The 23,300-nt window shown below is 60.5% G+C and carries 24 protein-coding genes; 11 read left to right on the top strand and 13 right to left on the bottom strand.

Annotated features, from left to right (window positions below; translation table 11 throughout):
- Positions 1-7 precede the first annotated feature (7 nt).
- The 3 genes from mlaD to HBO24_RS05120 are packed head-to-tail and all read right to left on the bottom strand — an operon-like array spanning position 8 to position 2,081.
- Positions 8-475 carry an outer membrane lipid asymmetry maintenance protein MlaD gene (gene mlaD / locus HBO24_RS05130; RefSeq protein WP_057438115.1) on the bottom strand — a complete coding sequence of 156 codons (468 nt, stop codon included), beginning with the start codon at positions 473-475 and terminating at the stop codon, positions 8-10.
- Positions 475-1,272, bottom strand: a complete 798-nt coding sequence (gene mlaE / locus HBO24_RS05125; protein ID WP_029291779.1) for a lipid asymmetry maintenance ABC transporter permease subunit MlaE — start codon at positions 1,270-1,272, stop codon at positions 475-477. The genes mlaD and mlaE overlap by 1 nt, the downstream gene beginning before the upstream one ends.
- Positions 1,272-2,081, bottom strand: a complete 810-nt coding sequence (locus HBO24_RS05120) for an ATP-binding cassette domain-containing protein (RefSeq protein WP_038443322.1) — start codon at positions 2,079-2,081, stop codon at positions 1,272-1,274. Before HBO24_RS05120 ends, mlaE begins: the two co-directional genes overlap by 1 nt.
- A gap of 287 nt (positions 2,082-2,368) precedes the next feature.
- Between HBO24_RS05120 and HBO24_RS05115 the strand changes: the two genes are divergently transcribed.
- From HBO24_RS05115 to HBO24_RS05070, 10 genes are all read left to right on the top strand, one after another.
- A complete protein-coding gene (locus tag HBO24_RS05115; RefSeq protein WP_115128986.1) occupies positions 2,369-3,343 on the top strand; it encodes a KpsF/GutQ family sugar-phosphate isomerase in 975 nt (324 codons plus the stop codon).
- Entirely contained in the window at positions 3,344-3,868 is a 525-nt protein-coding gene (locus HBO24_RS05110; RefSeq protein ID WP_029291786.1) for an HAD family hydrolase, read from the top strand.
- A gap of 8 nt (positions 3,869-3,876) precedes the next feature.
- Entirely contained in the window at positions 3,877-4,449 is a 573-nt protein-coding gene (lptC, locus tag HBO24_RS05105) for an LPS export ABC transporter periplasmic protein LptC (RefSeq protein ID WP_057438113.1), read from the top strand.
- Positions 4,436-4,969, top strand: a complete 534-nt coding sequence (gene lptA, locus HBO24_RS05100) for a lipopolysaccharide transport periplasmic protein LptA (RefSeq protein WP_057438111.1) — start codon at positions 4,436-4,438, stop codon at positions 4,967-4,969. Before lptC ends, lptA begins: the two co-directional genes overlap by 14 nt.
- The gene (gene lptB, locus HBO24_RS05095) at positions 4,969-5,694 is read left to right on the top strand and encodes an LPS export ABC transporter ATP-binding protein (RefSeq protein WP_029291791.1); all 726 of its coding nucleotides are present in this window, start codon (positions 4,969-4,971) and stop codon (positions 5,692-5,694) included. The genes lptA and lptB overlap by 1 nt, the downstream gene beginning before the upstream one ends.
- Before the next feature lie 184 nt (positions 5,695-5,878).
- Complete coding sequence (locus HBO24_RS05090) at positions 5,879-7,372, top strand: RNA polymerase factor sigma-54 (protein WP_057445159.1); 1,494 nt, start codon at positions 5,879-5,881, stop codon at positions 7,370-7,372.
- A 75-nt stretch (positions 7,373-7,447) separates the two neighbouring features.
- Positions 7,448-7,753 carry a ribosome-associated translation inhibitor RaiA gene (gene raiA / locus HBO24_RS05085; RefSeq protein WP_032860085.1) on the top strand — a complete coding sequence of 102 codons (306 nt, stop codon included), beginning with the start codon at positions 7,448-7,450 and terminating at the stop codon, positions 7,751-7,753.
- 12 nt (positions 7,754-7,765) lie between these two features.
- Positions 7,766-8,230, top strand: a complete 465-nt coding sequence (gene ptsN / locus HBO24_RS05080) for a PTS IIA-like nitrogen regulatory protein PtsN (protein ID WP_029291796.1) — start codon at positions 7,766-7,768, stop codon at positions 8,228-8,230.
- A 2-nt stretch (positions 8,231-8,232) separates the two neighbouring features.
- A complete protein-coding gene (rapZ, locus tag HBO24_RS05075; RefSeq protein WP_057438109.1) occupies positions 8,233-9,090 on the top strand; it encodes an RNase adapter RapZ in 858 nt (285 codons plus the stop codon).
- A gap of 16 nt (positions 9,091-9,106) precedes the next feature.
- A complete protein-coding gene (locus HBO24_RS05070; RefSeq protein ID WP_057438107.1) occupies positions 9,107-9,379 on the top strand; it encodes an HPr family phosphocarrier protein in 273 nt (90 codons plus the stop codon).
- Between the two features lie 200 nt (positions 9,380-9,579).
- Here the strand turns inward: HBO24_RS05070 and HBO24_RS05065 are convergent, their stop codons facing one another.
- From HBO24_RS05065 to pmbA, 6 genes are all read right to left on the bottom strand, one after another.
- Entirely contained in the window at positions 9,580-10,473 is an 894-nt protein-coding gene (locus HBO24_RS05065) for a ZIP family metal transporter (RefSeq protein ID WP_115128989.1), read from the bottom strand.
- A 31-nt stretch (positions 10,474-10,504) separates the two neighbouring features.
- Positions 10,505-11,116, bottom strand: coding sequence for a superoxide dismutase (locus HBO24_RS05060; protein WP_057958460.1), 612 nt, complete (start codon positions 11,114-11,116; stop codon positions 10,505-10,507).
- A 1-nt stretch (position 11,117) separates the two neighbouring features.
- Positions 11,118-11,561 (bottom strand): hypothetical protein, encoded by a 444-nt coding sequence (locus tag HBO24_RS05055; RefSeq protein WP_057958459.1) that lies wholly within the window; start codon positions 11,559-11,561, stop codon positions 11,118-11,120.
- A gap of 27 nt (positions 11,562-11,588) precedes the next feature.
- The gene (locus HBO24_RS05050; RefSeq protein WP_120734140.1) at positions 11,589-12,965 is read right to left on the bottom strand and encodes a class II fumarate hydratase; all 1,377 of its coding nucleotides are present in this window, start codon (positions 12,963-12,965) and stop codon (positions 11,589-11,591) included.
- Positions 12,958-13,353, bottom strand: a complete 396-nt coding sequence (locus tag HBO24_RS05045; RefSeq protein ID WP_057438105.1) for a hypothetical protein — start codon at positions 13,351-13,353, stop codon at positions 12,958-12,960. Before HBO24_RS05045 ends, HBO24_RS05050 begins: the two co-directional genes overlap by 8 nt.
- Positions 13,354-13,504: 151 nt before the next feature.
- Complete coding sequence (gene pmbA, locus HBO24_RS05040) at positions 13,505-14,851, bottom strand: metalloprotease PmbA (protein ID WP_057958457.1); 1,347 nt, start codon at positions 14,849-14,851, stop codon at positions 13,505-13,507.
- A gap of 108 nt (positions 14,852-14,959) precedes the next feature.
- Here pmbA and yjgA point away from each other — a divergent pair, with 108 nt between their 5' ends.
- Positions 14,960-15,481, top strand: a complete 522-nt coding sequence (gene yjgA / locus HBO24_RS05035; RefSeq protein WP_029291815.1) for a ribosome biogenesis factor YjgA — start codon at positions 14,960-14,962, stop codon at positions 15,479-15,481.
- 45 nt (positions 15,482-15,526) lie between these two features.
- On the opposite strand, the gene tldD is transcribed toward yjgA, so the two are convergent.
- From tldD to rng, 4 genes are all read right to left on the bottom strand, one after another.
- Entirely contained in the window at positions 15,527-16,969 is a 1,443-nt protein-coding gene (gene tldD, locus HBO24_RS05030) for a metalloprotease TldD (protein ID WP_057438378.1), read from the bottom strand.
- Positions 16,970-16,985: 16 nt separating this feature from the next.
- Complete coding sequence (locus HBO24_RS05025; RefSeq protein WP_057958455.1) at positions 16,986-17,834, bottom strand: carbon-nitrogen hydrolase family protein; 849 nt, start codon at positions 17,832-17,834, stop codon at positions 16,986-16,988.
- A 48-nt stretch (positions 17,835-17,882) separates the two neighbouring features.
- On the bottom strand, positions 17,883-21,698 hold the full coding sequence (locus HBO24_RS05020; protein ID WP_170059363.1) for a YhdP family protein: 3,816 nt from the start codon (positions 21,696-21,698) through the stop codon (positions 17,883-17,885).
- 75 nt (positions 21,699-21,773) lie between these two features.
- The gene (rng, locus tag HBO24_RS05015; protein WP_115128995.1) at positions 21,774-23,231 is read right to left on the bottom strand and encodes a ribonuclease G; all 1,458 of its coding nucleotides are present in this window, start codon (positions 23,229-23,231) and stop codon (positions 21,774-21,776) included.
- Positions 23,232-23,300 lie beyond the last annotated feature (69 nt).

Below are 23,300 nucleotides of genomic sequence, written 5' to 3'. Positions count from 1 at the left end.
AAACTCCTCATTTGGCGTCTTTACTAACCGTATTAAGCAGGAATTTACCGATCAGGTCCTCTAATACCAACGACGACTGTGTGTCATGAATGGTCGAACCATCCTTGAGCAAGGCTTCTTCCCCGCCCACGCTGATACCGATGTACTTCTCGCCCAGCAGACCGGCCGTGAGGATGGACGCTGTGGAGTCAGTCGGCAGGTTATCTACCTTCTTGTCCAGTTGCAGGGTCACGCGGCCGGTGAAGCTGTCGCGGTCCAGATCGATTGCTGTGACCTTGCCGATGGTCACACCGGCCATGGTCACTTTGGATCTGACCGTCAAACCGGCGATATTGTCGAAGTAGGCGTAAAGTTTATAGGTATCGGCGCCCGAGCTGGCCGACAAGCCGCTGACTCGCAGGGCGAGCAACAGCAAAGCCAGGATGCCAGCCAACAAGAAAAGGCCTACACCGATTTCCACAGTGCGGTTTTGCATCAGAAATCTCCAAACATCAAGGCGGTCAAAATGAAGTCAAGGCCCAGTACCGCCAGCGAGGCGTACACAACGGTCTTGGTAGTGGCTCGACTGATCCCTTCTGACGTGGGTTCACAGTCATAGCCCTGGAATACGGCGATCCAAGTCACAACGAAGGCGAAGACGATGCTCTTGATAATGCCATTGAGCACGTCACCGCTGAAGGTCACGCTGTTTTGCATGTTGGCCCAGTAGGAGCCGTCGTAGACCCCCAGCCAGTCCACCGCCACCCACGAACCGCCCCAGATCCCGACCACGCTGAAAATCATTGCCAGCAGTGGCAGGGAGATGAAGCCGGCCCACAGGCGCGGGGCAACAATGTACTTGAGCGGGTCCACGCCGATCATTTCCAGGCTGGACAGTTGCTCGGTGGCCTTCATGTTGCCGATCTCGGCGGTCAACGCAGAGCCGGCGCGACCGGCAAACAGCAAGGCGGTGACCACCGGCCCCAGCTCACGCAGCAGCGTCAGTGCAACCATCTGCCCCACCGCCTGCTCGGAACCGTAGCTGGACAGGATATTGAAGCCCTGCAACGCCAGCACCATGCCGATGAACACCCCGGAAACCACGATGATCACCAGGGACATCACGCCCACCGAGTGCAGTTGCTTGAGCAGCAAACCAAAACCACCGCCGATACCACCGCGGCCAAGCAAGGCGTGAAACAGGAAAATCGTCGAACGCCCGAGCACTTCGACAATGTCGATGCCGGAACGACCGAAAAGGCGCACCTTCTCGATTAAAGATGTCTTGCGCATCAGCGCTTCCCCAGAAGATCTGCGCGGTAATCCGCTGCCGGAAAATGAAAAGGCACCGGGCCATCAGGGTCGCCGGTCATGAATTGGCGAATTCGCGGGTTATCGGCGTTCATCAGTTCTTCAGGCGTGCCCTGCCCCAATACCTGGCCATCGCCGACGACATAGAGGTAGTCGGCAATGCTCGCGGTTTCGGCCAAGTCATGGGAAACCACGATGCTGGTGATACCCAGCGCGTCATTGAGCAGGCGGATCAGGCGCACCAATACGCCCATGGCGATAGGGTCCTGGCCGACGAACGGCTCGTCATACATGAGGATCTGCGGGTCGAGGGCAATCGCCCGCGCCAGAGCCACGCGCCGCTTCATACCACCAGAAAGCTCATCCGGCATCAGGTCGATGGCACCGCGAAGCCCTACGGCCTGCAGCTTCAACAACACAATGTCACGGATCATTTCTTCCGACAGTTGGGTATGCACCCGCAACGGGAACGCGACGTTTTCGAAAACGTCGAGGTCGGTGAACAGTGCACCGCTCTGGAACAGCACACCCATGTGCTTGCGCGCATCGAACAGATCGCTGCGCGACAGGGTCGGCAGGTTCTGGCCATTGACCCAGACTTCCCCGGCGGTAGGCCGCAGTTGCATGCCCATCAGGCGCAGCAGGGTCGTCTTGCCGCAGCCGGAAGGGCCCATGATGCCCGTCACCTTGCCGCGGGGAATGCGAATATCGACATTATTGAAGATGCTGCGCGTACCGCGCTTGAAGGAAAGACCCTTCAGCTCGACCGCGTAGGCGTTATCGGCACTCATCTAAACTCCTTGGGATGCAGCTTCTCACTCAGACACCATGCTTGGGACAACTGCTTGCGACAGTTAGACACATGTGCGCTGCGCGGACCGAACTGGCGGCGAACTATATCACTGCTGACATAAAGCGCCCAAGGCCGGAGCTGTGCTTGTTCAGAAAGAGGACAGGTAATTGCGCATTTGAGAGCGATCTCACTCTTAAGTAGAACAACGCCTGACGAACTTGCGTGAGGGAATTGATCATTACCGCTATAATCGCCGACTTTTCGTCAGGCTATACGATTTCAGACATGAGCCAATCCAGCGACCTTATTCAATCCGCACAACGCACCATCCGCCTCGAGCTTGAAGCCGTAGAAGGCTTACTGGCCCATATCGACGCAGATTTCGTACGCGCCTGCGAGATGATCCTGGCCAGTAAAGGCCGGGTTGTCGTGGTCGGCATGGGCAAGTCAGGCCATGTCGGCAACAAGATTGCCGCCACCCTGGCCAGTACCGGCACCACGGCGTTTTTCGTGCACCCGGCCGAAGCCAGCCATGGTGACATGGGCATGATCACCCGCGATGACGTGATCCTCGCCCTGTCCAACTCCGGCACCACCAACGAAATCGTGACCCTGCTGCCCCTGATCAAGCGCCTGGGCATCAAGCTGATCAGCATGACCGGCAACCCGGACTCGACGCTGGCCAAGGCCGCCGAAGTGAACCTGAACGTGCATGTGGCCCATGAGGCCTGCCCGCTTAACCTGGCGCCCACCTCCTCCACCACCGCCGCCCTGGTCATGGGCGACGCGCTGGCTGTGGCCCTGCTGGAAGCCCGTGGTTTTACCGCCGAAGACTTCGCCTTTTCCCACCCCGGTGGCGCCCTCGGCCGTCGCCTGCTGCTGAAAGTGGAAAACGTGATGCATGCGGGTGACGAGCTGCCACAGGTACAACGTGGCACCCTGCTCAAGGATGCCTTGATGGAGATGACCCGCAAGGGCCTGGGCATGACCGTGATCCTCGAGGCCGACGGGCGCCTGGCCGGAGTCTTCACCGACGGTGACCTGCGTCGCACCCTGGACCGCACCATTGATATCCATACCGCGACCATTGATCAAGTCATGACCCCTCACGGCAAGACCGCCCGCGCCGAAATGCTCGCGGCTGAAGCCCTGAAGATCATGGAAGACCACAAAATCGGCGCCCTGGTGGTGGTCGATGATGCCGATCACCCGATTGGCGCCCTGAACATGCACGATTTGCTGCGCGCGGGAGTGATGTAAATGAACACCGACCTGTTGCAACGGGGCAAGGCCATCAAACTGGCGATTTTCGACGTGGATGGCGTGCTGACCGACGGTCGTCTGTACTTCCTCGAAGACGGCAGCGAATTCAAGACGTTCAATACCCTGGACGGCCAGGGCATCAAGATGCTGATGGCCTCTGGCGTACAAACCGCGATCATCAGTGGTCGCAAGACCCCGGTCGTGGAGCGCCGCGCACAAAACCTGGGGATTCCTTACCTCTACCAGGGCCGTGAGGATAAACTCGTGGTTCTGGACGAGCTTCTTGGCAAACTCAACCTAAGCTATGAGCAGGTCGCCTATCTGGGCGATGATTTGCCTGACTTGCCGGTGATTCGCCGCGTCGGCCTGGGCATGGCTGTAGCCAATGCCGCGTCGTTTGTTCGCGAACACGCCCACGGCATTACCCAGGCCCGCGGCGGCGAAGGCGCCGCCCGCGAGTTCTGCGAACTGATCCTGCGTGCCCAGGGCAGCCTTGAAGCGGCCCACGCCGCCTACCTATAGAGCCCTCTATGCTGAGTAAAAAGATTCGCAACTTCCTGATATTCGGAGCCATCGCCGCGCTGTTCCTCGCGGTGGGCTACTGGAATATCAGCCCGGAGCGCTTCCTCGACCAGCCTGTTGCGCAGGTCGACCAGGGCGCCATCGACTATTACGCCACCAACGCCTACAGCGTGCAGTTCCTGCCTGACGGCAAGGTGCAATACGAAATGACGTCGGACAAGGTCGAACACCTGAAGGCTTCCGAGGTCACATTGCTGACCAATCCGGACCTGAACCTGTATCGCGGCACCGAGTTCCCGTGGCACGTCACCAGCAAGCGTGGCGAGGTCAACCCGGACGGCACCGAAGTGGAACTGATCGACTCGGTGCGCGTTGCGCGCACCGACGCCCAGAAGCGCGACACCATCATTACCAGCAGTCGCATGACCGTATTCCCACAGAAGCAATATGCGCAGACCGAGCAAGACGTTAGAATCGACGGCGCTGGCGGTGTATCGACTGGCAAGGGAATGAAAGCGTATTTGAAAGAAAGCAGGATACACCTGCTATCGAACGTAAGAGGACAGTATGAGGCTCGTTAAAACCCTCCCTATTTTGCTCGGTCTGGGCGCAGCACTGGGAAGCGTGAGCGCCTGGGCTCTGCCGAACGATAGCCAGCAACCGATCCACATTCAGGCTGACGATGCGCAACTGGATGACAAGCAAGGTGTCGCGACCTACAAGGGCGACGTCATCATCACCCAAGGTTCGATGAAGATTACCGGTAACACCGTGACCCTGACCCGTACCCCGGCGGGCGACATCGACGTCGTAACTTCGGTGGGCAACCTTGCCTACTTCGAACAGAAGCAAAACGCCGCCGATCCAGGTCCGATCAAAGGCTACGGCGTGACCATCCAGTACCACGCGCCGCAGAACCGCATCGTACTGACTGACCGCGCCAAAGTGATCAGCAGCGACGGCAACTCGACCGAAGGCGAGAAAATCGTCTATGACACCGTCAAGCAAGTCGCCACTGCCGGCCGCGCCAATGGCACCAAGGTCACTGCGCCACGTCCGCGCATCGACATGGTTATCCAGCCGAAGAAGAAGGCCCAGTAATGGCAACCCTGAAAGCCCAGCATCTGGCCAAGGCCTATAAAAGCCGTCAGGTCGTGCGCGACGTCAGCCTGTCGATCGACAGCGGCCAGATCGTCGGCCTGCTTGGCCCCAATGGTGCCGGCAAGACCACCTGCTTCTACATGATCGTCGGCCTGGTCCAGGCGGACCAGGGCCGTGTATTGATCGACGACCTGGACGTCAGCCACCAGCCCATGCACGGCCGTGCGCGGGCCGGTATCGGCTATCTCCCCCAGGAGGCGTCGATCTTCCGCAAACTGTCAGTGTCCGACAACATCATGGCGATCCTGGAAACCCGCAAGGAACTGGATCGCGACGGACGCCGCCAGGAGCTGGAAAGCCTGCTGCAGGAGTTCCACATCAACCATATTCGCGACAACCTCGGCATGAGCCTGTCCGGCGGCGAGCGGCGCCGCGTGGAAATCGCCCGCGCCCTGGCCACCGCACCGAAGTTCATCCTGCTGGACGAACCCTTCGCCGGTGTCGACCCGATTTCGGTAGGCGACATCAAGCAGATCATCCATCACCTCAAGGCCAAGGGGATCGGCGTGCTGATCACCGACCACAACGTGCGTGAGACCCTGGATATCTGCGAAACCGCGTATATCGTCAACGACGGCCAACTGATTGCCGAAGGCGACTCCGCCACCATCCTGGCCAACGAACTGGTCAAGGAAGTGTATCTGGGGCACGAGTTCCGCCTGTAAACACTGGGGTGTCAGGACATTCGCCATCAGGCGCGGGAGTCAATAAAAACCTTATTGTTTTTATTGTTACCGCGCTCTAGGCAAAGCCCCCGATATCAGGCATATAATTTGCTTATGTTTGGCGCTCACGCGCCCTGTCGTGGATGGCGCATTGCGCCGGCGAATAAGGTGTTAAGCCCCTGCCATGAAACCATCGCTAGTCCTGAGAATGGGCCAGCAGCTGACGATGACACCGCAGCTGCAACAGGCCATCCGCCTGCTCCAATTGTCGACCCTGGACCTGCAACAGGAAATCCAGGAGGCCCTGGAGTCCAACCCGATGCTCGAACGCCAGGAAGAAGGCGACGACTTCGATAATGCCGACCCACTGGCCGACAACATAGAGCAAAAACCCAATCCCGACGTCCAGGAACCCTCCTACCAGGAAACCGCACCCACGGTGGATAACCTGGAAGAAGGCGAATGGAACGAACGCATTCCCAATGAACTGCCGGTGGATACGGCCTGGGAAGATGTCTACCAGACCAGCGCCAGCAGCCTGCCCAGCAACGACGATGACGAGTGGGACTTCACCACCCGCACCTCCGTCGGCGAAAGCCTGCAGAGCCACTTGCTGTGGCAACTGAACCTTGCCCCGATGTCCGACACCGATCGCTTGATCGCAGTGACCCTGATCGACTGCATCAACAATCAGGGCTACCTGGACGAGACCCTCGAAGAAATCCTCGAGGCTTTCGACCCGGAACTGGACATCGAGCTGGACGAAATCGAGGCGGTCCTGCACCGCATCCAGCAGTTCGAGCCCGCCGGCATCGGCGCGCGCAACCTCAGCGAGTGCCTGTTGCTGCAACTGCGCCAACTGCCCGCCAAGACACCGTGGCTGGCCGAAGCCCAACGCCTGGTCACCGACTATATCGACCTGCTGGGCAGCCGCGACTACAGCCAGCTGATGCGTCGGATGAAGCTCAAGGAAGATGACCTGCGCCAGATCATCGAACTGGTACAGAGCCTCAACCCGCGTCCCGGCTCGCAGATCGAGTCCAGCGAAGCCGAGTATGTCGTCCCCGACGTGATCGTGCGCAAGGACAACGAGCGCTGGCTGGTGGAGCTGAACCAGGAATCAGTGCCGCGCCTGCGGGTCAACCCGCAATACGCAGGTTTCGTACGCCGGGCCGACACCAGCGCCGACAACACCTTCATGCGCAATCAGTTGCAGGAGGCTCGCTGGTTCATCAAGAGCCTGCAAAGCCGCAACGAGACCCTGATGAAAGTGGCCACCCAGATCGTCGAGCATCAGCGCGGCTTCCTGGAATATGGCGACGAGGCGATGAAACCGTTGGTGCTGCATGACATTGCCGAAGCAGTGGGCATGCACGAATCGACCATTTCCCGGGTCACCACCCAAAAATTCATGCATACCCCACGGGGTATATATGAGCTGAAATACTTTTTCTCCAGCCACGTCAGCACCTCCGAAGGCGGTGAATGCTCGTCCACGGCGATCCGCGCGATCATCAAAAAACTGGTTGCGGCGGAAAATCAGAAAAAGCCGTTGAGTGACAGCAAGATCGCTGGTTTACTGGAGGCACAAGGCATTCAGGTCGCCCGTCGAACCGTCGCCAAGTACCGCGAGTCCCTTGGGATCGCGCCTTCCAGCGAGCGTAAGCGATTGATGTGACGGGCGGGCCATAGCGTTCCAGTGGCGGGTACTCCTACCCGCCGCTTTATGCACTGGCAACGAAGGAGAAGCTGTATGCAAGTCAACATCAGTGGACACCAACTGGAAGTGACCGAACCGCTGCGCGCCTACATCAGCGAGAAACTCAAACGAATTGAGGGGCATTTCGACAAGATCACCAATGTGCAAGTCATCATGTCTGTCGAAAAGCTGAAGCAGAAAATCGAAGCCACCTTGCGTATACCCGGCGGGGAAGTAGTCGCCAATGCAGAGCATTCAGACATGTATGCCGCCATTGACGACCTGACCGACAAGCTGGATCGCCAAATCAAAAAGCATAAGGAAAAGCAGCAGAGCCTTCTTCAAGGCACAGGCCGCTAACACTCCCCACCCATGATTCGACTTGAAACCATCCTGACCCCCGGCCGTTCACTCGTGAACGCGCCGGGTGGCAGTAAAAAGAAAGCCCTCGAACAGATTGCCAACCTGATCAGCCGCGAAGTGCCTGAGCTGGTGATGCAAGATGTATACGAGGCTCTGATTGCCCGTGAAAAACTCGGCTCGACCGGTTTTGGCAACGGCATCGCTATTCCTCATTGCCGCCTAAAAGGCTGTGAAACACCGGTGAGCGCCCTGTTGCACCTGGACGCCCCCACTGATTTCGACGCCATCGACGGCGCCCCGGTTGACCTGCTGTTCGTCCTGCTGGTCCCGGAAGCGGCCACCGATGCGCATCTGGAGCTGCTCCGGCAGATCGCCAGCATGCTCGATCGTGAAGAAGTACGTAAGAAACTGCGTAGCGCCAGCACCAATGAAGCGCTGTATCAGGTTGTCCTGGATGAGCAAAGCGGGCAGTAATCATGCGTTTGATCATCGTCAGCGGGCGTTCCGGCTCAGGTAAAAGTACGGCCCTCAACGTGCTTGAGGACAGCGGCTTCTATTGCATCGACAACTTGCCGGCCGGCCTGCTGCCCGAGCTGGCAGAACGCGCCTTGATCCATACCGAGCTGGCACAACCGCTGGTGGCGGTGTCCATTGACGCACGCAACCTGCCCAGCCACCTCACGCGCTTCCCGGAATTGCTCGAAGAGGTACGCGCCAAGCATATCCATTGCGACGTGCTGTACCTGGATGCCGACGAAGAAACGCTGCTCAAGCGCTTTTCGGAAACCCGTCGCCGCCACCCGCTGAGCAGCCCGCACCGCTCGTTGGCCGAAGCCATCGAGGACGAGACCAAGCTGCTGGGGCCGATCATTGACCTGGCCGACCTCAAGATCAACACCACCAGCCTGAACCTTTACCAACTGCGTGACGCCATCAAGCTGCGCCTGCTGAACCAGCCGGAACCCGGCACCGCGTTCCTTGTTGAGTCCTTTGGCTTCAAGCGGGGCATGCCGGTAGACGCCGACCTGGTATTTGACGTGCGTTGTCTGCCCAATCCTTACTGGAAGCCGGAGCTGCGCGATCAGTCCGGGCTGGACCAACCGGTTGCCGATTACCTGGCGGCGCAACCGGATGTCGAGGAGATGTTCCAGGATATCTCCAGCTACCTGCTCAAGTGGCTACCGCGCTTTGCCGCCAGCAACCGGGCCTATGTCACCATCGCTATCGGCTGCACTGGCGGGCATCACCGCTCCGTCTACCTGACCGAGCGCCTGGGCCAGGTCTTGCAGCAAACCCTCAAGAATGTCCAGGTTCGCCACCGCGACCTCAGCTGAAAGGAACACCTTCGCGATGCCCGCTCTGGAAATTGAAATCATCAACAAACTGGGCTTGCATGCCCGCGCGTCGGCCAAGTTCGTCGGAGTTGCGGGCCAGTTTCCTTGCCAGGTGCGTGCCGGGCGTACGCCAGAATCCATGGTCGATGGCAAAAGCATCATGGCCATGATGATGCTCGCCGCAGGCAAGGGCACGACGATTCATCTGAAGACCGAGGGTGAGCAGGAACAGGAAGCGCTGGATGCGCTGGTGAAGTTGATCAACAACTACTTCGATGAAGGCGAATAGCCCTTCTTTCCTGAATGCAGCACAAATCAATGTGGGAGTGGGCTTGCCCGCGATAGCTGGGAGTCAGTCGATACATACTTGACTGATACACCGCTATCGCGGGCAAGCCCGCTCCCACATTTTTTATGCCGAGGTGTCTGCATCGCAAGCAAGCCAGCTCCCACACTAGCCAGCTGCCACATTGCTTTTTGCGTTAGGCATCAGCCCAGCGCTGTATCCATGGCCATCATCAGGCAAAACCCGATGCACAACCCCAGGCTGGCAAGTTTGTCATGGCCATTGCGTCGCGACTCGGGGATTACTTCGTGAGTCACCACCAATAACATCGCCCCGGCCGCAAGGGCCAAACCCAGAGGCAGCAGCATCTCGGCCAGACTGACCAGCCAGGCGCAGAGCACGGCAAACACCGGCTCTACCAGGCCGGATGCTGCCCCAATCAGGAATGCCTTGACCCGCGACATCCCCGCCCCAGCCAGCACCAGCGCAATCACCAGGCCTTCCGGCACATCCTGTAAGGCGATGCCCATGGCCAGGCTGTCGGCATCGGGCATACCGCCACCCGCCGAAACGCCTACCGCCATGCCTTCGGGAATATTGTGGGCAATGATCGCGAACACAAACAGCCAGATACGCGGCGGGATTACCGGTTTATCGGGCGTACCGACCAGCATCTCCGGGCTGGCACCGGAGACCTTGCGGTCCACCAGAAACAGGCCGAAGGCACCGAGCATGATGCCGAAGCTGACCAGGCCGCTGGACGCCCAGGGAGTGAGCCCCAGGTTTTCGGCGGCGGCAATCCCTGGCACGACCAGCGAAAACGCGGTCGCCGCCAGCATCACTCCAGCACCGAAGCCCAGCAACGTATCGCTGACCGCCAACGGCATCCGCCGGATCACCAGCACCGGCACCGCACCCAACGCCGTACCCAGGGCGCAGATTGCGCCACCTTGCAGTGCGCGCAGGATCCGCGGCTCCAGGTTCAGCCAGGCCAGCCCGTGGGCCACCAGCAATGCCGTTCCCGCCAACAGCAGCAGCGAGCCAAACGCATAACGAAACATTCGTACGCTGCTGATCGCCAGTGTTTCAGTGCCCATAGTCGGCCTTAAGTCTTGTTATGAAAGGTCATTAAGCGAGGGCCGCCTGGTAGCGCTCAGCGACTTCCGGCCAGTTGATAACACTGTAGAAGGCGTTGATGTATTCAGGACGGCGGTTCTGATAAAGCAGGTAGTAGGCGTGTTCCCACACGTCCAGACCGAGGATCGGCGTATTGCCATTCATCAACGGGCTGTCCTGGTTGCCACTGCTCTCGACTACCAGGGTCTTTTGCGGGGTCACGCTCAACCAGGCCCAGCCACTGCCGAAGCGGGTCAGCGCAGCTTTGGTAAAGGCCTCCTTGAAGGCGTCAAAGCCACCCAGCTGCTCATCAATCGCCTGGCCCAGGGCACCTTCGGGCTTGCCGCCGCCCTTGGGCGACATGACTGCCCAGAACAATGAGTGGTTGGCATGCCCGCCCCCCTGGTTAATCACCGCTGCGCGCAGCTTTTCCGGCAGTTGCTGGACGCTGGAGACCAGTTTCTCGATGGGCCAGCCAGCAAACTCAGTACCTTCGACCGCCGCATTGAGGTTATTGATGTAGGTCTGGTGGTGCTTGGTGTAGTGGATTTCCATGGTTTGCGCATCAATATGCGGCTCCAGGGCATCGTAGGCGTAAGGCAAGGCAGGCAGGGTGTAGGACATATCAATGTGCTCCATAAAAAGGGCTGTTGCGGGTCGGCGCATCCGTCGACGCCGTATGGCTGCCTAGCAAGCGATGGGTACGGGGGTATTCACCGTGATCGCTGATGAAATTCAACAGTTCGACGTAGGTCTTGCTGCTCTGGCGCAAGGCCGCCTCGCGCAGTGGCTGAGGCAGCCGGGTGTCCTGCATGGTCTGCAGCAAGCGCTGGTGAATGGCGCAGAGGTATTCCGCGCTTTCTTCCGGCTGGTTCAGGCGCAGGTGCAGGTCCGCCAGGTTGTGATGGGAAATGACGCAAGCGGCTACGGCTTCGTCGGCATCACCCCAGCGCTCGAACAACACTTGGGCCAGGGCCAGGGCTTGCAGGTAATGCTCGCGGGCATCCACCAGTTCGCCCTGCATAAAGCAGTGATTGGCCCGTTCGATCGTGCGTTTCCAATGCTCCATGGTGAGCCTCCAAAGCAGGGTCGGTGATTACACGCCACCCGCCGTGAGCTTTTCCGGATCCAGGAGGATTTCCAGTTGGCTGCGGGGCAAGTCGGTGTGCTCAAGCGCCACATCAATCACCGGCCGGCCTTGTTGATAGGCTTTCTTGGCGATTTCAGCGGCCTTTTGGTAACCAATGATCGGGTTGAGTGCGGTAACCAGGATCGGGTTACGCGACAGCGCTTCCTTGAGCTTGGGTTCGTTGACCTTGAAGCTGGCGATGGCCTTGTCTGCCAGCAGACGGCTGGAGTTGGCCAACAGTTCCAGGCTGCTGAGCAGGTTCTGGGCGATGATCGGCAGCATCACGTTGAGTTCGAAGTTGCCGGACTGACCGGCGATGGTGATTACGCTGTCATTGCCGATCACCTGGGCCGCGACCATGGCCGTAGCCTCTGGAATCACCGGGTTGACCTTGCCCGGCATGATCGACGAGCCCGGCTGCAGACCTTCGAGTTCGATTTCACCGAGACCGGCAAGGGGGCCGGAGTTCATCCAGCGCAAGTCGTTGGCGATTTTCATCAGCGACACGGCAATCGCTTTGAGTTGGCCGGAGACGGCAACGGCGGTGTCCTGGGAGCCGATCAGAGCAAACAGGTTCTTGCCCGGAGTGAACTGCACCTGGGTCAGGCTGCTCAACTGCTGACTGAAACGCGCAGCAAACTCAGGATGCGCGTTGATCCCAGTGCCAACGGCCGTACCGCCCTGAGCCAGGGCCTGCAGGCTTGGCAGCAAGCCCTGCAAGTGCGCGATATTGGCCTTGAGTTGCTGCGCCCATCCTTCAAGCACCTGGCTCATGCGCACCGGCATGGCGTCCATCAGGTGAGTACGCCCGGTCTTGATGAACGGATGAACTTCCACCGCCTTGCGCTCGATCACTGCAACCAGATGCAGCAACGCCGGCAACGTCTGTTCATGCAGCACCAGCGCGGCGCTGACGTGAATGGTGGTCGGGATGATGTCGTTGCTGCTTTGCCCGCAATTGACGTGGTCATTGGGGTTGACCGGTTCGCCCAGCAGGCGGCTGGCCAGGGTCGCAATCACTTCGTTGGCGTTCATGTTGGAGCTGGTGCCGGAGCCGGTCTGGAAAATATCCACCGGGAAGTGCTGCATGAAGTCGCCTTCCAGCAAGCCTTGGGCGGCGTCGACGATGGCTTTGCCCTGGCTTGCGCTGATCTGCTTGAGATCGACGTTGGCCTTGGCGGCGGCGGCCTTGGCCAGGATCAGGGCGCGGATGAACTGGGTCGGCATGCGCTGGCGGCTGATCGGGAAGTTATCCACCGCACGTTGGGTTTGCGCGCCATACAACGCGTCGGCCGGTACCTGTAGTTCGCCCATGCTGTCGCGTTCGATACGGGTGTTACTCATCGGAAGATCCTTGCACCAAGTCGGAGTGAGAAATCGAAGGTTGCAGTTCGCAAGTCGCCAATTGCCAGGCAAAGGTCTGCCAGCGCTTGAGGCGGCAGGCACAGTGAGACAGGTTTTCCAGGTCGCGCAGCGGGCGCCAGGCCTGGTCCAGGCATGTGGAGCGCCAATGCCAGGGCAAGGCGATATCGGTGGCAGTGTCGAGCAGCAGGCGGAACGAGGTTTCGGCGATGGTCCACGGGTGCGTGGCCGTGCAACAGGCCAGATAGCGGCCTTCGCTGAGGTAGTGTTCGATCAGGCGCGGCTCGTCAGGGTTGAGCCCGCAGCGAATCTGACGACTCATCCAGCGCCAGCTTTCCAGGTAAGGATCTTCGTGCAGGACAGAACTCATGACCCATGCTCACTCGATAATGATATTTATTATTAAATGATATTGAGAATCAAAACAAGCTATTGAACCGATACCTTTGTCGGCCTTGTGATATTCCAGGCAAAAAAAAGCGCCACCCTGGGGGTGGCGCTATTGTGTAACGGGTTGCGGCTTAGCTGCCGGCGACGGTCATGCGTTCGATCAGCACCGAGCCGGTGCGGATATTGCTGCGCAATTCCAGATCGTTACCCACAGCGACGATCTGCTTGAACATGTCGCGCATATTGCCGGCGATGGTCACTTCCTGGACCGCGAACTGGATTTCGCCATTCTCCACCCAGAACCCCGCCGCGCCTCGGGAATAATCGCCCGTCACCATGTTCAAGCCATGCCCCATCAGCTCGGTCACCAGTAAACCACGGCCCATGCGCCGCAAGAGAGCCGCCTGGTCTTCGTCACCATGGGTCACGAACAGGTTGTGAACCCCACCGGAGTTGGCGGTACTCGGCAGACCGAGCTTGCGCCCGGCGTAGGTGCCAAGCACGTAGGACACCAGCTCACCATTCTCGACAAACGGCTTGGCGTAGGTTGCCAGGCCGTCGCCATCAAAGGCCGAGCTGCCCATGGCGCGCATCAGGTGCGGGCGTTCGTCCAGGGTCAGCCACTCAGGAAACAGCTTCTGCCCCAGCGCGCCTTCAAGGAACGACGATTTGCGGTACAGATTGCCCCCGGAAATCGCCCCGAGAAAGCTGCCGAACAGACCACCCGCCAGTTCCGCCGAAAACAACACCGGCACTTCGCACGTCGGCACCGGGCGCGCACCCAGGCGGCTCGCCGCCCGTTGCGCGGCGCGCTGGCCGATGCTCACCGGGTCCGCCAACAGCTCACCCTGGCGACTCACGTCATACCAGTAGTCACGCTGCATCTGGCCGTCGGCCTCGGCGATCATCACGCAGCTCAAGCTATGGCGCGTCGACGCATAGCCGCCGATAAACCCGTGGCTGTTGCCATACACCCGGCAACCCTGGTGGGTGCTCAGGGTGGTGCCATCGGCATTCTTGATCCGGCTGTCGGCATCAAACGCCGCGGCTTCGCAGGCCAGGGCCTTTTCGATGGCCTGCTCGGGAGTGATATCCCAGGCGTGAAACAGGTCGAAATCCTTGAGATCCCGCGCCATCAAGGCCGCATCCGCCAAACCCGAGGCCTCGTCTTCGGAGGTGTGCTTGGCAATCGCCAGTGCGGCGGCAACCGTTTCGCGAATCGCTTCCGGGCCGCTGGCCGAAGTGCTGGCCGAGCCTTTGCGCTGCCCCACATACAAGGTGATGCCAAAACCCTGGTCGCGGTTGAACTCAACGGTTTCCACTTCCCGCTGGCGTACCGAAGTCGACAGGCCCTGCTCCAGCGACACCGCCACTTCACAGGCACTGGCGCCCTGGCGCTTGGCCTCGGCGATGATCTGCTCAACTTGTTCCTGCAGTGCCGGTAACGCTTGTGGACCGACGCTTTGGGCTGCACTCATGGTTCTCTCCACTCAAATTCTGCTTTCGGTTAAGGCCATCGAGCGACCGGGCCGGACAAGCGGCCCCCGACTGGTTATCATGGCGGCGTTTCTTTGCGGACTGCCACCATGGTTGATTCTTACGACGACTCCCTCGATGGGGAGAAAAGCAAAACCCAGGTCAAACGCGAGCTGCATGCTCTGGTTGATCTCGGCGAGCGCCTTACAACACTCAAGCCGGACTTGATTGCCAAACTGCCACTGACCGACGAAATGCGCCGGGCCTTGGCGGATGCACCCAAGCACACCGCGAATATCGCGCGTAAACGGCACATCATGTTTATCGGCAAGCTGATGCGCGACCAGGACACTGACGCCATTCTGACTTTGCTCGATCAACTCGATGCTTCCACCCGCCAATACAACGAACGTTTCCATAACCTGGAACGTTGGCGTGACCGCCTGATCGGCGGTGACGACGCTGTATTGGAGAAGTTCGTCCTGGACTATCCGGACGCCGACCGCCAGCAACTGCGCTCCCTGATCCGTCAGGCCCAGCACGAACTGGCACAGAACAAGGCGCCGGCCACCAGCCGTAAAATCTTCAAGTACATCCGTGAGCTGGACGAGACTCAACGCGGCCTGCGCTGATCCTCTTCCCCGGGTGGCGATCTTCGCCACCCGAAGCTCCACGCCTTACGACCCCGTGCCACCCACGGTGATCGCGTCAATTTTCAGGGTTGGCTGGCCGACACCCACCGGCACCGACTGCCCATCCTTGCCACACATCCCCACACCGCTGTCCAGCGCCAGGTCGTTACCGACCATCGACACCTTGCTCATGGCTTCCGGGCCGTTGCCAATCAGGGTTGCACCCTTGACCGGCGCGGTGATCTTGCCGTCTTCGATCAGATAGGCTTCGCTGGTAGAGAACACGAACTTGCCGCTGGTGATATCCACCTGGCCGCCACCAAGATTGGCGCAATAGATCCCACGCTTCACCGAGGCAATGATCTCTGCCGGGTCGCTTTCGCCCGCGAGCATGTAGGTGTTGGTCATGCGCGGCATCGGCAAATGCGCGTAGGACTCGCGACGGCCGTTGCCGGTACGCGCCACGCCCATCAGGCGCGCGTTGAGCTTGTCTTGCATATAGCCCTTGAGCACGCCATTTTCGATCAACGTGGTGCACTCGGTCGGCGTACCTTCGTCGTCGACGCTCAGGGAACCACGGCGACCGGCCAATGTGCCGTCGTCGACAATGGTGCAGAGCTTGGAGGCGACCATTTCGCCCATGCGCCCGCTGTAGGCGGAACTGCCCTTGCGGTTGAAGTCACCTTCCAGGCCATGCCCCACCGCTTCATGCAGCAAAACCCCGGACCAGCCCGAACCCAGGACCACCGGCAGCGTACCCGCTGGCGCCGGAATGGCTTCCAGGTTGACCAGCGCCTGGCGCAACGCCTCGCGGGCGTAGCCCATGGCGCGGTCGTCGGTTAGGAAATAGCGATAATCCGTACGCCCACCGCCACCGTGGCCGCCGCGCTCGCGACGCCCGTTCTGCTCGACGATCACACTGACATTAAAGCGCACCAGCGGGCGCACATCCGCCGCCAGGCTGCCATCGGTGGACGCCACCAGGATGCGCTCCCAGACCCCGGCCATGCTCACGCTCACTTGCTGGATACGCGGGTCGAGGGCCCGGGTTGCAGCATCCACACGCTTGAGCAACTCGACCTTTTCGGCACGGGTCATTACTTCCAGTGGATTATCCGGGCCGTACAACTGGGCCACGTCCTGGGTACTGAACGCCTGCACGGTGCCGTTCTGCCCAGCGCGGGAAATCGAACGCGCCGCGCGGGCCGCCAGGCCCAAGGCTTCGAGGGTGATGGCATTGCTATAGGCAAAGCCGGTCTTCTCACCGGACTGCGCGCGCACCCCAACCCCTTGGTCAAGGTTGAAGCTGCCGTCCTTGACGATCCCGTCTTCCAGGGACCATGACTCGGAAATCTGCCCCTGGAAATACAGGTCTGCAGCATCAATACCCGGCCCGGCCAGGTCACCCAGTACGGTTTGCAGACTTTCGATGGTCACGCCACCGGGCGCCAGGAGGTGTTCACTGACTGAGGACAACAACTCGCTCATAGGTTCGGCCTTAAATTCATCGTTCTGAAGCAGGTCGCTGTGCGCCCTGCGAGAAAAAGCGCCGGTGGCCTGCCACCGGCATGCGCGCCCGTATCGACGCTTGTTCGCTGCTATCGCGTTCGGCCAACAACACCGCTTCGCCTTGATCTTGTTGCGCCAGTACGCGCCCCCATGGGTCGATAATTGCCCCATGGCCGAATGTTTCCCGTGGCCCCGGATGCACCCCGCCCTGGGCGGCCGCCAGCAGATAGCACTGGGTTTCTATGGCTCGGGCCCGGATCAGCACATCCCAGTGCGCAGCCCCCGTTACCGCCGTAAAGGCCGAAGGCGCAGTAATCAACTCGGCGCCCGCCGCACGCAATTCGCTGTACAGCTCGGGGAAGCGCAGGTCATAACAGACCGTCAGCCCCAGGCGTCCAACCGGCGTATCGGCCACCACTACCTGGTTACCGTAAGCATAGTCGTCAGATTCGCGATAACGACCGCGCGCATCCGCCACGTCCACGTCGAACAGATGCAGCTTGTCGTAGCGCGCCACAATCTGCCCCTGCGCGTCGATCAACAGCGAGCACGCGTTGGACTTGGCGTCGGGCTGCCCGAGCGGGGGCAACGGCAAGGTACCGGCCACTATCCATAAGTTGAGGTCACGGGCGGCCAGTTTCAACCACGGCAGGATCGGCCCCTCGCCCACAGCTTCGGCGTGGCCGATAGCGGCCACGTCGCGGCGGCCCATGGCGGCGAAGTTTTCCGGCAGCACTGCCAGTTGCGCGCCCCCTGCCGCCGCCTGCTCCAGCAACCGCCGGGCCTGGGCCAGGTTAGCCAGAACATCGCTCTGGCTGACCATCTGGATTACCGCAAAGGACATGGGCCGACACTCCATAAAAAGCATGGGGCCATGCTACTCCACAGGGGCTTACTGCGGTTTTTCAAATGGCTTGTCGAAGGTGATTTTTGGATCTTTCCATGGCCCTTCCACCTTGTACTGGACGCTGGCGAAACGCGAGACCCGATCGCCAATCAGTTTGTCGATCAGGAACAGTGCGCCGCCAATGGCCGGCGCCCCCACGATCAACGCGGCAATCGGCAGGTTGTTGGTCACCGGCAGGGTCACCAGCAACTTGGCATCGACACGGTCAGCCACCAGGTCCAGGGTACCGTTAAGCTCCAGGTTGCTCGACGGCCCGGTGAGAACAATCGGCTCACGGGTCACAAACACACCATTGCTGGCGGCCAGCAGGCCCTTGACCCGGTCGTAGCTCAGGCCCTTGCCGAGCAAGTCCGAGAAGTCCAGGCGCAAACGCCGGCCAATCGAGTTGAAGTTCAGCAGGCCAAACACCCGCAACGCCTGGGCACCGCCCTCGACCTCGACAAACTGGCCCTTGCGGAACGATGCATCCAGGCTCCCGGAAAACCGCTTGGGCCCAACCCACGCAGGCGAACCCGGCCAGCGCCCGTCAACGTCCAGATGGAAGTCCTGGCTGGTCACGGTGGGCGCGAAGCCCCAGCCTTTGAGCACATCGGCGATATTCTTGCCGTCCAGGCGCCCCTTGTACCAACTGCTGCTGGCGCCCGGCGCCCCTTCCCAGCCACCGGCCCCCTTGAGCCGCATGCCCTTGAGGCCCAGGTCGAGGTTGTTGAAGGCCATGCCCTTGGCCGTCGGGCGCACCTTCAAGGACCAGGCGCCGATCAAGTCGGGCCCCTGCAACAACTGGCCAATGGAAATGTCCAGCGCCGGAATGTCCTTGGGATCAATGTTCGCCAGGGGATCAGGTGCGTTCTCGTCAGCCTGTACCGTAGGGTCAACCGCCGGCAGCTTCACGTATTGCAGATTGATGGCGATAGGCGCGCCCTTGGCATCCGGCAGGCCAACAGTCCCCTTGGCTTGCTGGCTGTCGAGCTGCAGGCCCCAGGCGGCGGGCTTGCGCTCCAGTTGCAGGCTGACCTGGTCGAATTGAGTACCAAAGCCTGTCAGCTTGCCGATCTTGAAATCGGCACTGCTCAACAGCTGCTTGGCATTGCCACCCGGATCATTGCCGGCGTAGCGGTCCACCAGTTTCTTCCACGGATCTATATCCAGCTCCGACAGAACCCCGCGAATCCGCAGGCCCTTGCCACCGGGCAGCAAGGCATCGCCATCCCCGAGGAACAGTTCGCCACGGCCCTGGGCAAAGTTGTTCGCCGGGGCTGCAAAAGTAAAGTTCGCCAGCTCGCCGTAATCAAACCAGTAGCGTCGCTCTGCGCCCTGCAGGGTCATGCGGAACACACTGTCGCGGCCCTGACTGGCGGACATGCCAAACGGCGCAGGCAAATCCACCGCCACGCCCTTGAGGTTGGAACTGACCCGCAACTGGCTGTCGGCACCGTCCAGGTCCAGTTGCAGTTGATACGGGATATCCCCGGACACCGGCAGTGGCTGGCCGACTTTCAGCCAGTCGGTGAGGCGCTTGACCGTCACCTGGCCCTTGGCGGTGACCCGCGTGCTGAGATTGCCCGGCTTGCCACCAGCAGCAATCTGCGCCGTGATCGGCCGGTCAAAGGCCTGGGCACTGATGTTCTGGCCACTCAGACCCTTGGTGCTGTCGAAGCGGAATTCGCCCTTGAGCTGATTCAGGTCCAGGGTCGGCTCGGCCAGTTGCAGGTGCGCCTTGTCAGTCTTGAAGTCCACCACGATTTTCGGCTCGGTGCCTTTGGCCAGGGGGATGTCCAGGTCGAGTGAACCTTGCAGGTCGCCCTCGCCTTTCCAGCCGGCAAACGTCGACGCCGTGCCGATGGGGGCTTCCTGCAGGATCTTCAGGCCGTCACCCAGCCCACCGGCAAACCCGCCCGTCAGCAACAGATGACTGTCATGGCCAGGAAGCGCATGGGGAATGTTGACGTAGATATCCTTGACCTTGGTGTCGAGCAATTGCCCCTTGCTGGCCAGGATGCGCACACCGGTTTCTTCGACAAACACTTCACCGGTCACCTTGCTCACATGGGGCCAGCCAGGCTGGAACGCCAGCTCGGCGTCATGCACCTTGAAGAACAGGCTGATATTGCGCGCCGCCGTCACCGCATCGTGGTTCAACGAACCTTGATACTGGAAGAAGCCTTCATCGACCGCGCCCTTGAGAATGGCCGTACGCAGCCATTCATCCAGGGCCGGGCTCAACACCGCCGGCAGGTATTTGGGGGTAAAGCGTCCATCGCCCTCGACCATGCCGACCCGCAGGTCCATGTAGTCTTCCTGGCTATGATCGAAATGCAGACGAATCAGGAAGTCCGCCGCGACCTTGCCCTCTTCCCCCAGCACCTTGATATACGGAGCGATCAGCGTGAAACCTTGTTTATCCAGCTTCCACGTCAGGCGCGCGTTGGCCTGGATGTACTGCCAGGGCTTGGCGAAAATCGGGTACAGGTGCAAGGCAAAGTCCTTGCTGTCCATGCGCAGCTCGCCCTGGCCCAGGTCGCCGCTGATGCTGCCGGAGACATTGCGGGCCGCCGGTGCGCCGAAATACGCATCAAAGCCCACCCGCTCGAGGTTGGCGGCAAAGCTGACGCGCTGATCGCCCGTCTCCTGGGGACGATAATCCACCAGGACATTGCGCAGCACGCCCGTGGCTTTCAACGCTTCGACGGTCTTGGCAAAACCCTCGGGCAATGGCGCCAGGGCGTTGAGCAAGGGGGTGATCGGCGTCAGGTCCAGGCGGTCGGCCTGCAGGTTCCAGGTCTCCTGGGCCTTGTCGGTGGCCAGGGTTTGCTGCAATTGCAGGTGCGACTCCCAACGGGTGTCGCCCAGGTTCATGGCCAGCGAGTCGAAGACCACCTTAAGGCCGCGGTCACTGCGTTGCAGGTAGGCCGTCAGGCCCAGGTTGTGGATGCTCACAGGTTTGCGCTGGGCATACCGCACCTTCACTTGCGGCGCATTGAGCCGCGCGGCGGCGCTTTGCAGCGTTCCGCCGGCCCAGGTCAGCCAGAGTTCGCCGCCGGCTTTCAGCTCATTGAGTTTCCAGTCCTGGGTCAACTTCGCCGGAATCCATTGCGCCCAATTGCTCTGGGGCAGGCTCAGGTAGGCCTGGACTTCACCATCGCGCCACTGGCTAGCGCGGATCCGCGTGCGCAGGCTGAGGGCCAGCGGCTGCCCATCGGGCAAGGTCAGGCGTGCATCCAGGCGCTGGCGGGTGGCGCCGGTTTGCAGGCTCAGGCCCACATAGGTCAGGGTCAGCGGCGCTTGTTCAAACGGTTGCAAAGTGACCTGGCTGTCGAGCAGCGAGATCTTCGCCACCGCTTGCATGCGCGTGAGCAGTTGTTCCGGGTCCAGGGGCTGGTCGTCCTGCACCGGCAGGCCTTGCAGCGCCCAACGACCGTCCTGGTCCTCCTTGACACTGAGCTGCAACCCGCTGACTTCCAAGTGGGCAATGCGCACATCCCACGCCAGCAGGCTGGCCCAGAGATCGGGCACCACTTGCACCTGGTCCAGGCGCAAGGCACTGCTGCCCTCGCCGACCATCACGTCATGGGCGAGCAAGACCGGGGCAAAGCCGCTCCAGCGCCCTTCCAGGCTGCCAATGCTCAGGGGCATGTCGACCGCCGCCTGCGCCTTGGCCTCGACTTCGGCACGGTACTCCGCCACCAATGGCGTCAATTCACGGCCCAGGCTGACGTAGACCGCCGCCAGTACCAACAGCAATGCACACAGGCCAAGGCCCCAACGGGTCAGTGCGGCAAAAAAGCGTTGTAGACGCTCCATGTCAGGCGACCCTCAAGGTAATAGTCGGACGGCAGATCAAGGTCTGGCGGTCTCGTTGAACAGGACGGATGCGAATCAGAGCAGCACCACGTCGTATTGTTCCTGTGAATACATGGTTTCGACCTGGAAACGGATGGTACGGCCAATAAAGCCCTCCAGTTCCGCAACGTTGCCCGACTCTTCGTCGAGCAAGCGATCAACCACCTTCTGATTGGCCAGGACTCTATAACCCTCGGCCTGGTAAGCGCGTGCCTCTCGTAGAATTTCCCGGAAAATCTCGTAGCAAACCGTTTCCGGGGTCTTCAACTTGCCGCGGCCCTGGCAACTGCTGCACGGTTCGCACAGCACTTGCTCAAGGCTTTCACGGGTACGCTTGCGGGTCATCTGTACCAGGCCCAACTCGGTGATCCCGATGATGTTGGTCTTGGCGTGATCGCGCTCCAGCTGCTTTTCAAGGGTGCGCAACACCTGGCGCTGGTGTTCTTCATCTTCCATGTCGATGAAGTCGATGATGATGATCCCGCCCAGGTTGCGCAGGCGCAGTTGACGGGCAATGGCGGTGGCGGCTTCGAGGTTGGTCTTGAAGATGGTTTCTTCAAGGTTGCGATGGCCGACGAAGGCGCCGGTGTTGACGTCAATGGTGCTCATGGCTTCGGCCGGGTCGACCACCAGGTAGCCACCGGACTTGAGCGGCACCTTGCGCTCCAGGGCCTTCTGGATTTCGTCCTCGACGCCATACAGGTCGAAAATCGGCCGTTCGCCGGGGTAGTGTTCCAGGCGATCGGCGATTTCCGGCATCAGTTCGGCGACAAATTGCGTGGTGCGCTGGAAGGTTTCCCGCGAGTCGATGCGGATTTTCTCGATCTTCGGGCTGACCAGATCACGCAGGGTTCGCAGGGCTAGGCCCAGGTCTTCGTAGATGACACTCGGCGCGCCGACGGTCTTGATCTGGGCCGCGATCTGGTCCCACAGGCGCCGCAGGTAGCGGATGTCCATGAGAATTTCATCGGCACCGGCACCTTCGGCGGCGGTGCGCAGGATAAAGCCGCCCGCCTCTTTGATACCTTCGGCCGCCACGCAATCGCTGACCACCTTTTTCAGGCGCTCACGCTCACCTTCGTCTTCGATTTTCAGGGAAATACCGACGTGGGCGGTGCGCGGCATGTACACCAGGTAACGCGAAGGAATCGACAATTGCGTGGTCAGGCGCGCGCCCTTGGAACCAATCGGGTCTTTGGTGACTTGCACCACCAGGCTCTGCCCTTCGTGCACCAGGGCGCTGATGCTCTCGACCGCTGGGCCTTCGCGCAGGGAGATTTCCGAGGCATGGATAAATGCGGCACGGTCCAGGCCGATATCGACAAAGGCTGCCTGCATGCCCGGCAACACCCGCACAACCTTACCTTTATAGATATTGCCAACGATCCCGCGCTTCTGGGTGCGCTCGACGTGCACTTCCTGCAAAACACCGTTTTCTACCACCGCCACGCGCGATTCCATCGGCGTGATATTGATCAGAATCTCTTCACTCATGGCTGGGTCTCGTTCAGGCGTTTTCACAATAGTGGCCGATCGCTTAAAGGTGGCGCTGGAGTAGAGCGT

The sequence above is a fragment of the Pseudomonas sp. WS 5410 genome (assembly GCF_012985645.1).
In the GTDB taxonomy this organism is placed as follows: Bacteria; Pseudomonadota; Gammaproteobacteria; order Pseudomonadales; family Pseudomonadaceae; genus Aquipseudomonas; species Aquipseudomonas shahriarae.
Note: the sequence above shows the minus strand (reverse complement) of the source record. Positions and strands in the feature narration are given on the sequence as shown.

Bases quoted from the DNA above. Each gene is read 5' to 3' on its own strand.
- tldD (WP_057438378.1), bottom strand. From the start codon at position 16,969: ATGAGCGAGTTGTTGTCCTCAGTCAGTGAACACCTCCTGGCGCCCGGT.
- pmbA (WP_057958457.1), bottom strand. From the start codon at position 14,851: ATGAGTGCAGCCCAAAGCGTCGGTCCACAAGCGTTACCGGCACTGCAG.
- rng (WP_115128995.1), bottom strand. From the start codon at position 23,231: ATGAGTGAAGAGATTCTGATCAATATCACGCCGATGGAATCGCGCGTG.
- lptA (WP_057438111.1), top strand. From the start codon at position 4,436: ATGAGGCTCGTTAAAACCCTCCCTATTTTGCTCGGTCTGGGCGCAGCA.
- HBO24_RS05065 (WP_115128989.1), bottom strand. From the start codon at position 10,473: ATGGGCACTGAAACACTGGCGATCAGCAGCGTACGAATGTTTCGTTAT.
- yjgA (WP_029291815.1), top strand. From the start codon at position 14,960: ATGGTTGATTCTTACGACGACTCCCTCGATGGGGAGAAAAGCAAAACC.
- HBO24_RS05025 (WP_057958455.1), bottom strand. From the start codon at position 17,834: ATGTCCTTTGCGGTAATCCAGATGGTCAGCCAGAGCGATGTTCTGGCT.
- HBO24_RS05115 (WP_115128986.1), top strand. From the start codon at position 2,369: ATGAGCCAATCCAGCGACCTTATTCAATCCGCACAACGCACCATCCGC.
- lptB (WP_029291791.1), top strand. From the start codon at position 4,969: ATGGCAACCCTGAAAGCCCAGCATCTGGCCAAGGCCTATAAAAGCCGT.
- HBO24_RS05110 (WP_029291786.1), top strand. From the start codon at position 3,344: ATGAACACCGACCTGTTGCAACGGGGCAAGGCCATCAAACTGGCGATT.
- HBO24_RS05060 (WP_057958460.1), bottom strand. From the start codon at position 11,116: ATGTCCTACACCCTGCCTGCCTTGCCTTACGCCTACGATGCCCTGGAG.
- mlaD (WP_057438115.1), bottom strand. From the start codon at position 475: ATGCAAAACCGCACTGTGGAAATCGGTGTAGGCCTTTTCTTGTTGGCT.
- rapZ (WP_057438109.1), top strand. From the start codon at position 8,233: ATGCGTTTGATCATCGTCAGCGGGCGTTCCGGCTCAGGTAAAAGTACG.
- lptC (WP_057438113.1), top strand. From the start codon at position 3,877: ATGCTGAGTAAAAAGATTCGCAACTTCCTGATATTCGGAGCCATCGCC.
- HBO24_RS05020 (WP_170059363.1), bottom strand. From the start codon at position 21,698: ATGGAGCGTCTACAACGCTTTTTTGCCGCACTGACCCGTTGGGGCCTT.
- HBO24_RS05070 (WP_057438107.1), top strand. From the start codon at position 9,107: ATGCCCGCTCTGGAAATTGAAATCATCAACAAACTGGGCTTGCATGCC.
- HBO24_RS05045 (WP_057438105.1), bottom strand. From the start codon at position 13,353: ATGAGTTCTGTCCTGCACGAAGATCCTTACCTGGAAAGCTGGCGCTGG.
- raiA (WP_032860085.1), top strand. From the start codon at position 7,448: ATGCAAGTCAACATCAGTGGACACCAACTGGAAGTGACCGAACCGCTG.
- HBO24_RS05050 (WP_120734140.1), bottom strand. From the start codon at position 12,965: ATGAGTAACACCCGTATCGAACGCGACAGCATGGGCGAACTACAGGTA.
- ptsN (WP_029291796.1), top strand. From the start codon at position 7,766: ATGATTCGACTTGAAACCATCCTGACCCCCGGCCGTTCACTCGTGAAC.
- mlaE (WP_029291779.1), bottom strand. From the start codon at position 1,272: ATGCGCAAGACATCTTTAATCGAGAAGGTGCGCCTTTTCGGTCGTTCC.
- HBO24_RS05090 (WP_057445159.1), top strand. From the start codon at position 5,879: ATGAAACCATCGCTAGTCCTGAGAATGGGCCAGCAGCTGACGATGACA.
- HBO24_RS05120 (WP_038443322.1), bottom strand. From the start codon at position 2,081: ATGAGTGCCGATAACGCCTACGCGGTCGAGCTGAAGGGTCTTTCCTTC.
- HBO24_RS05055 (WP_057958459.1), bottom strand. From the start codon at position 11,561: ATGGAGCATTGGAAACGCACGATCGAACGGGCCAATCACTGCTTTATG.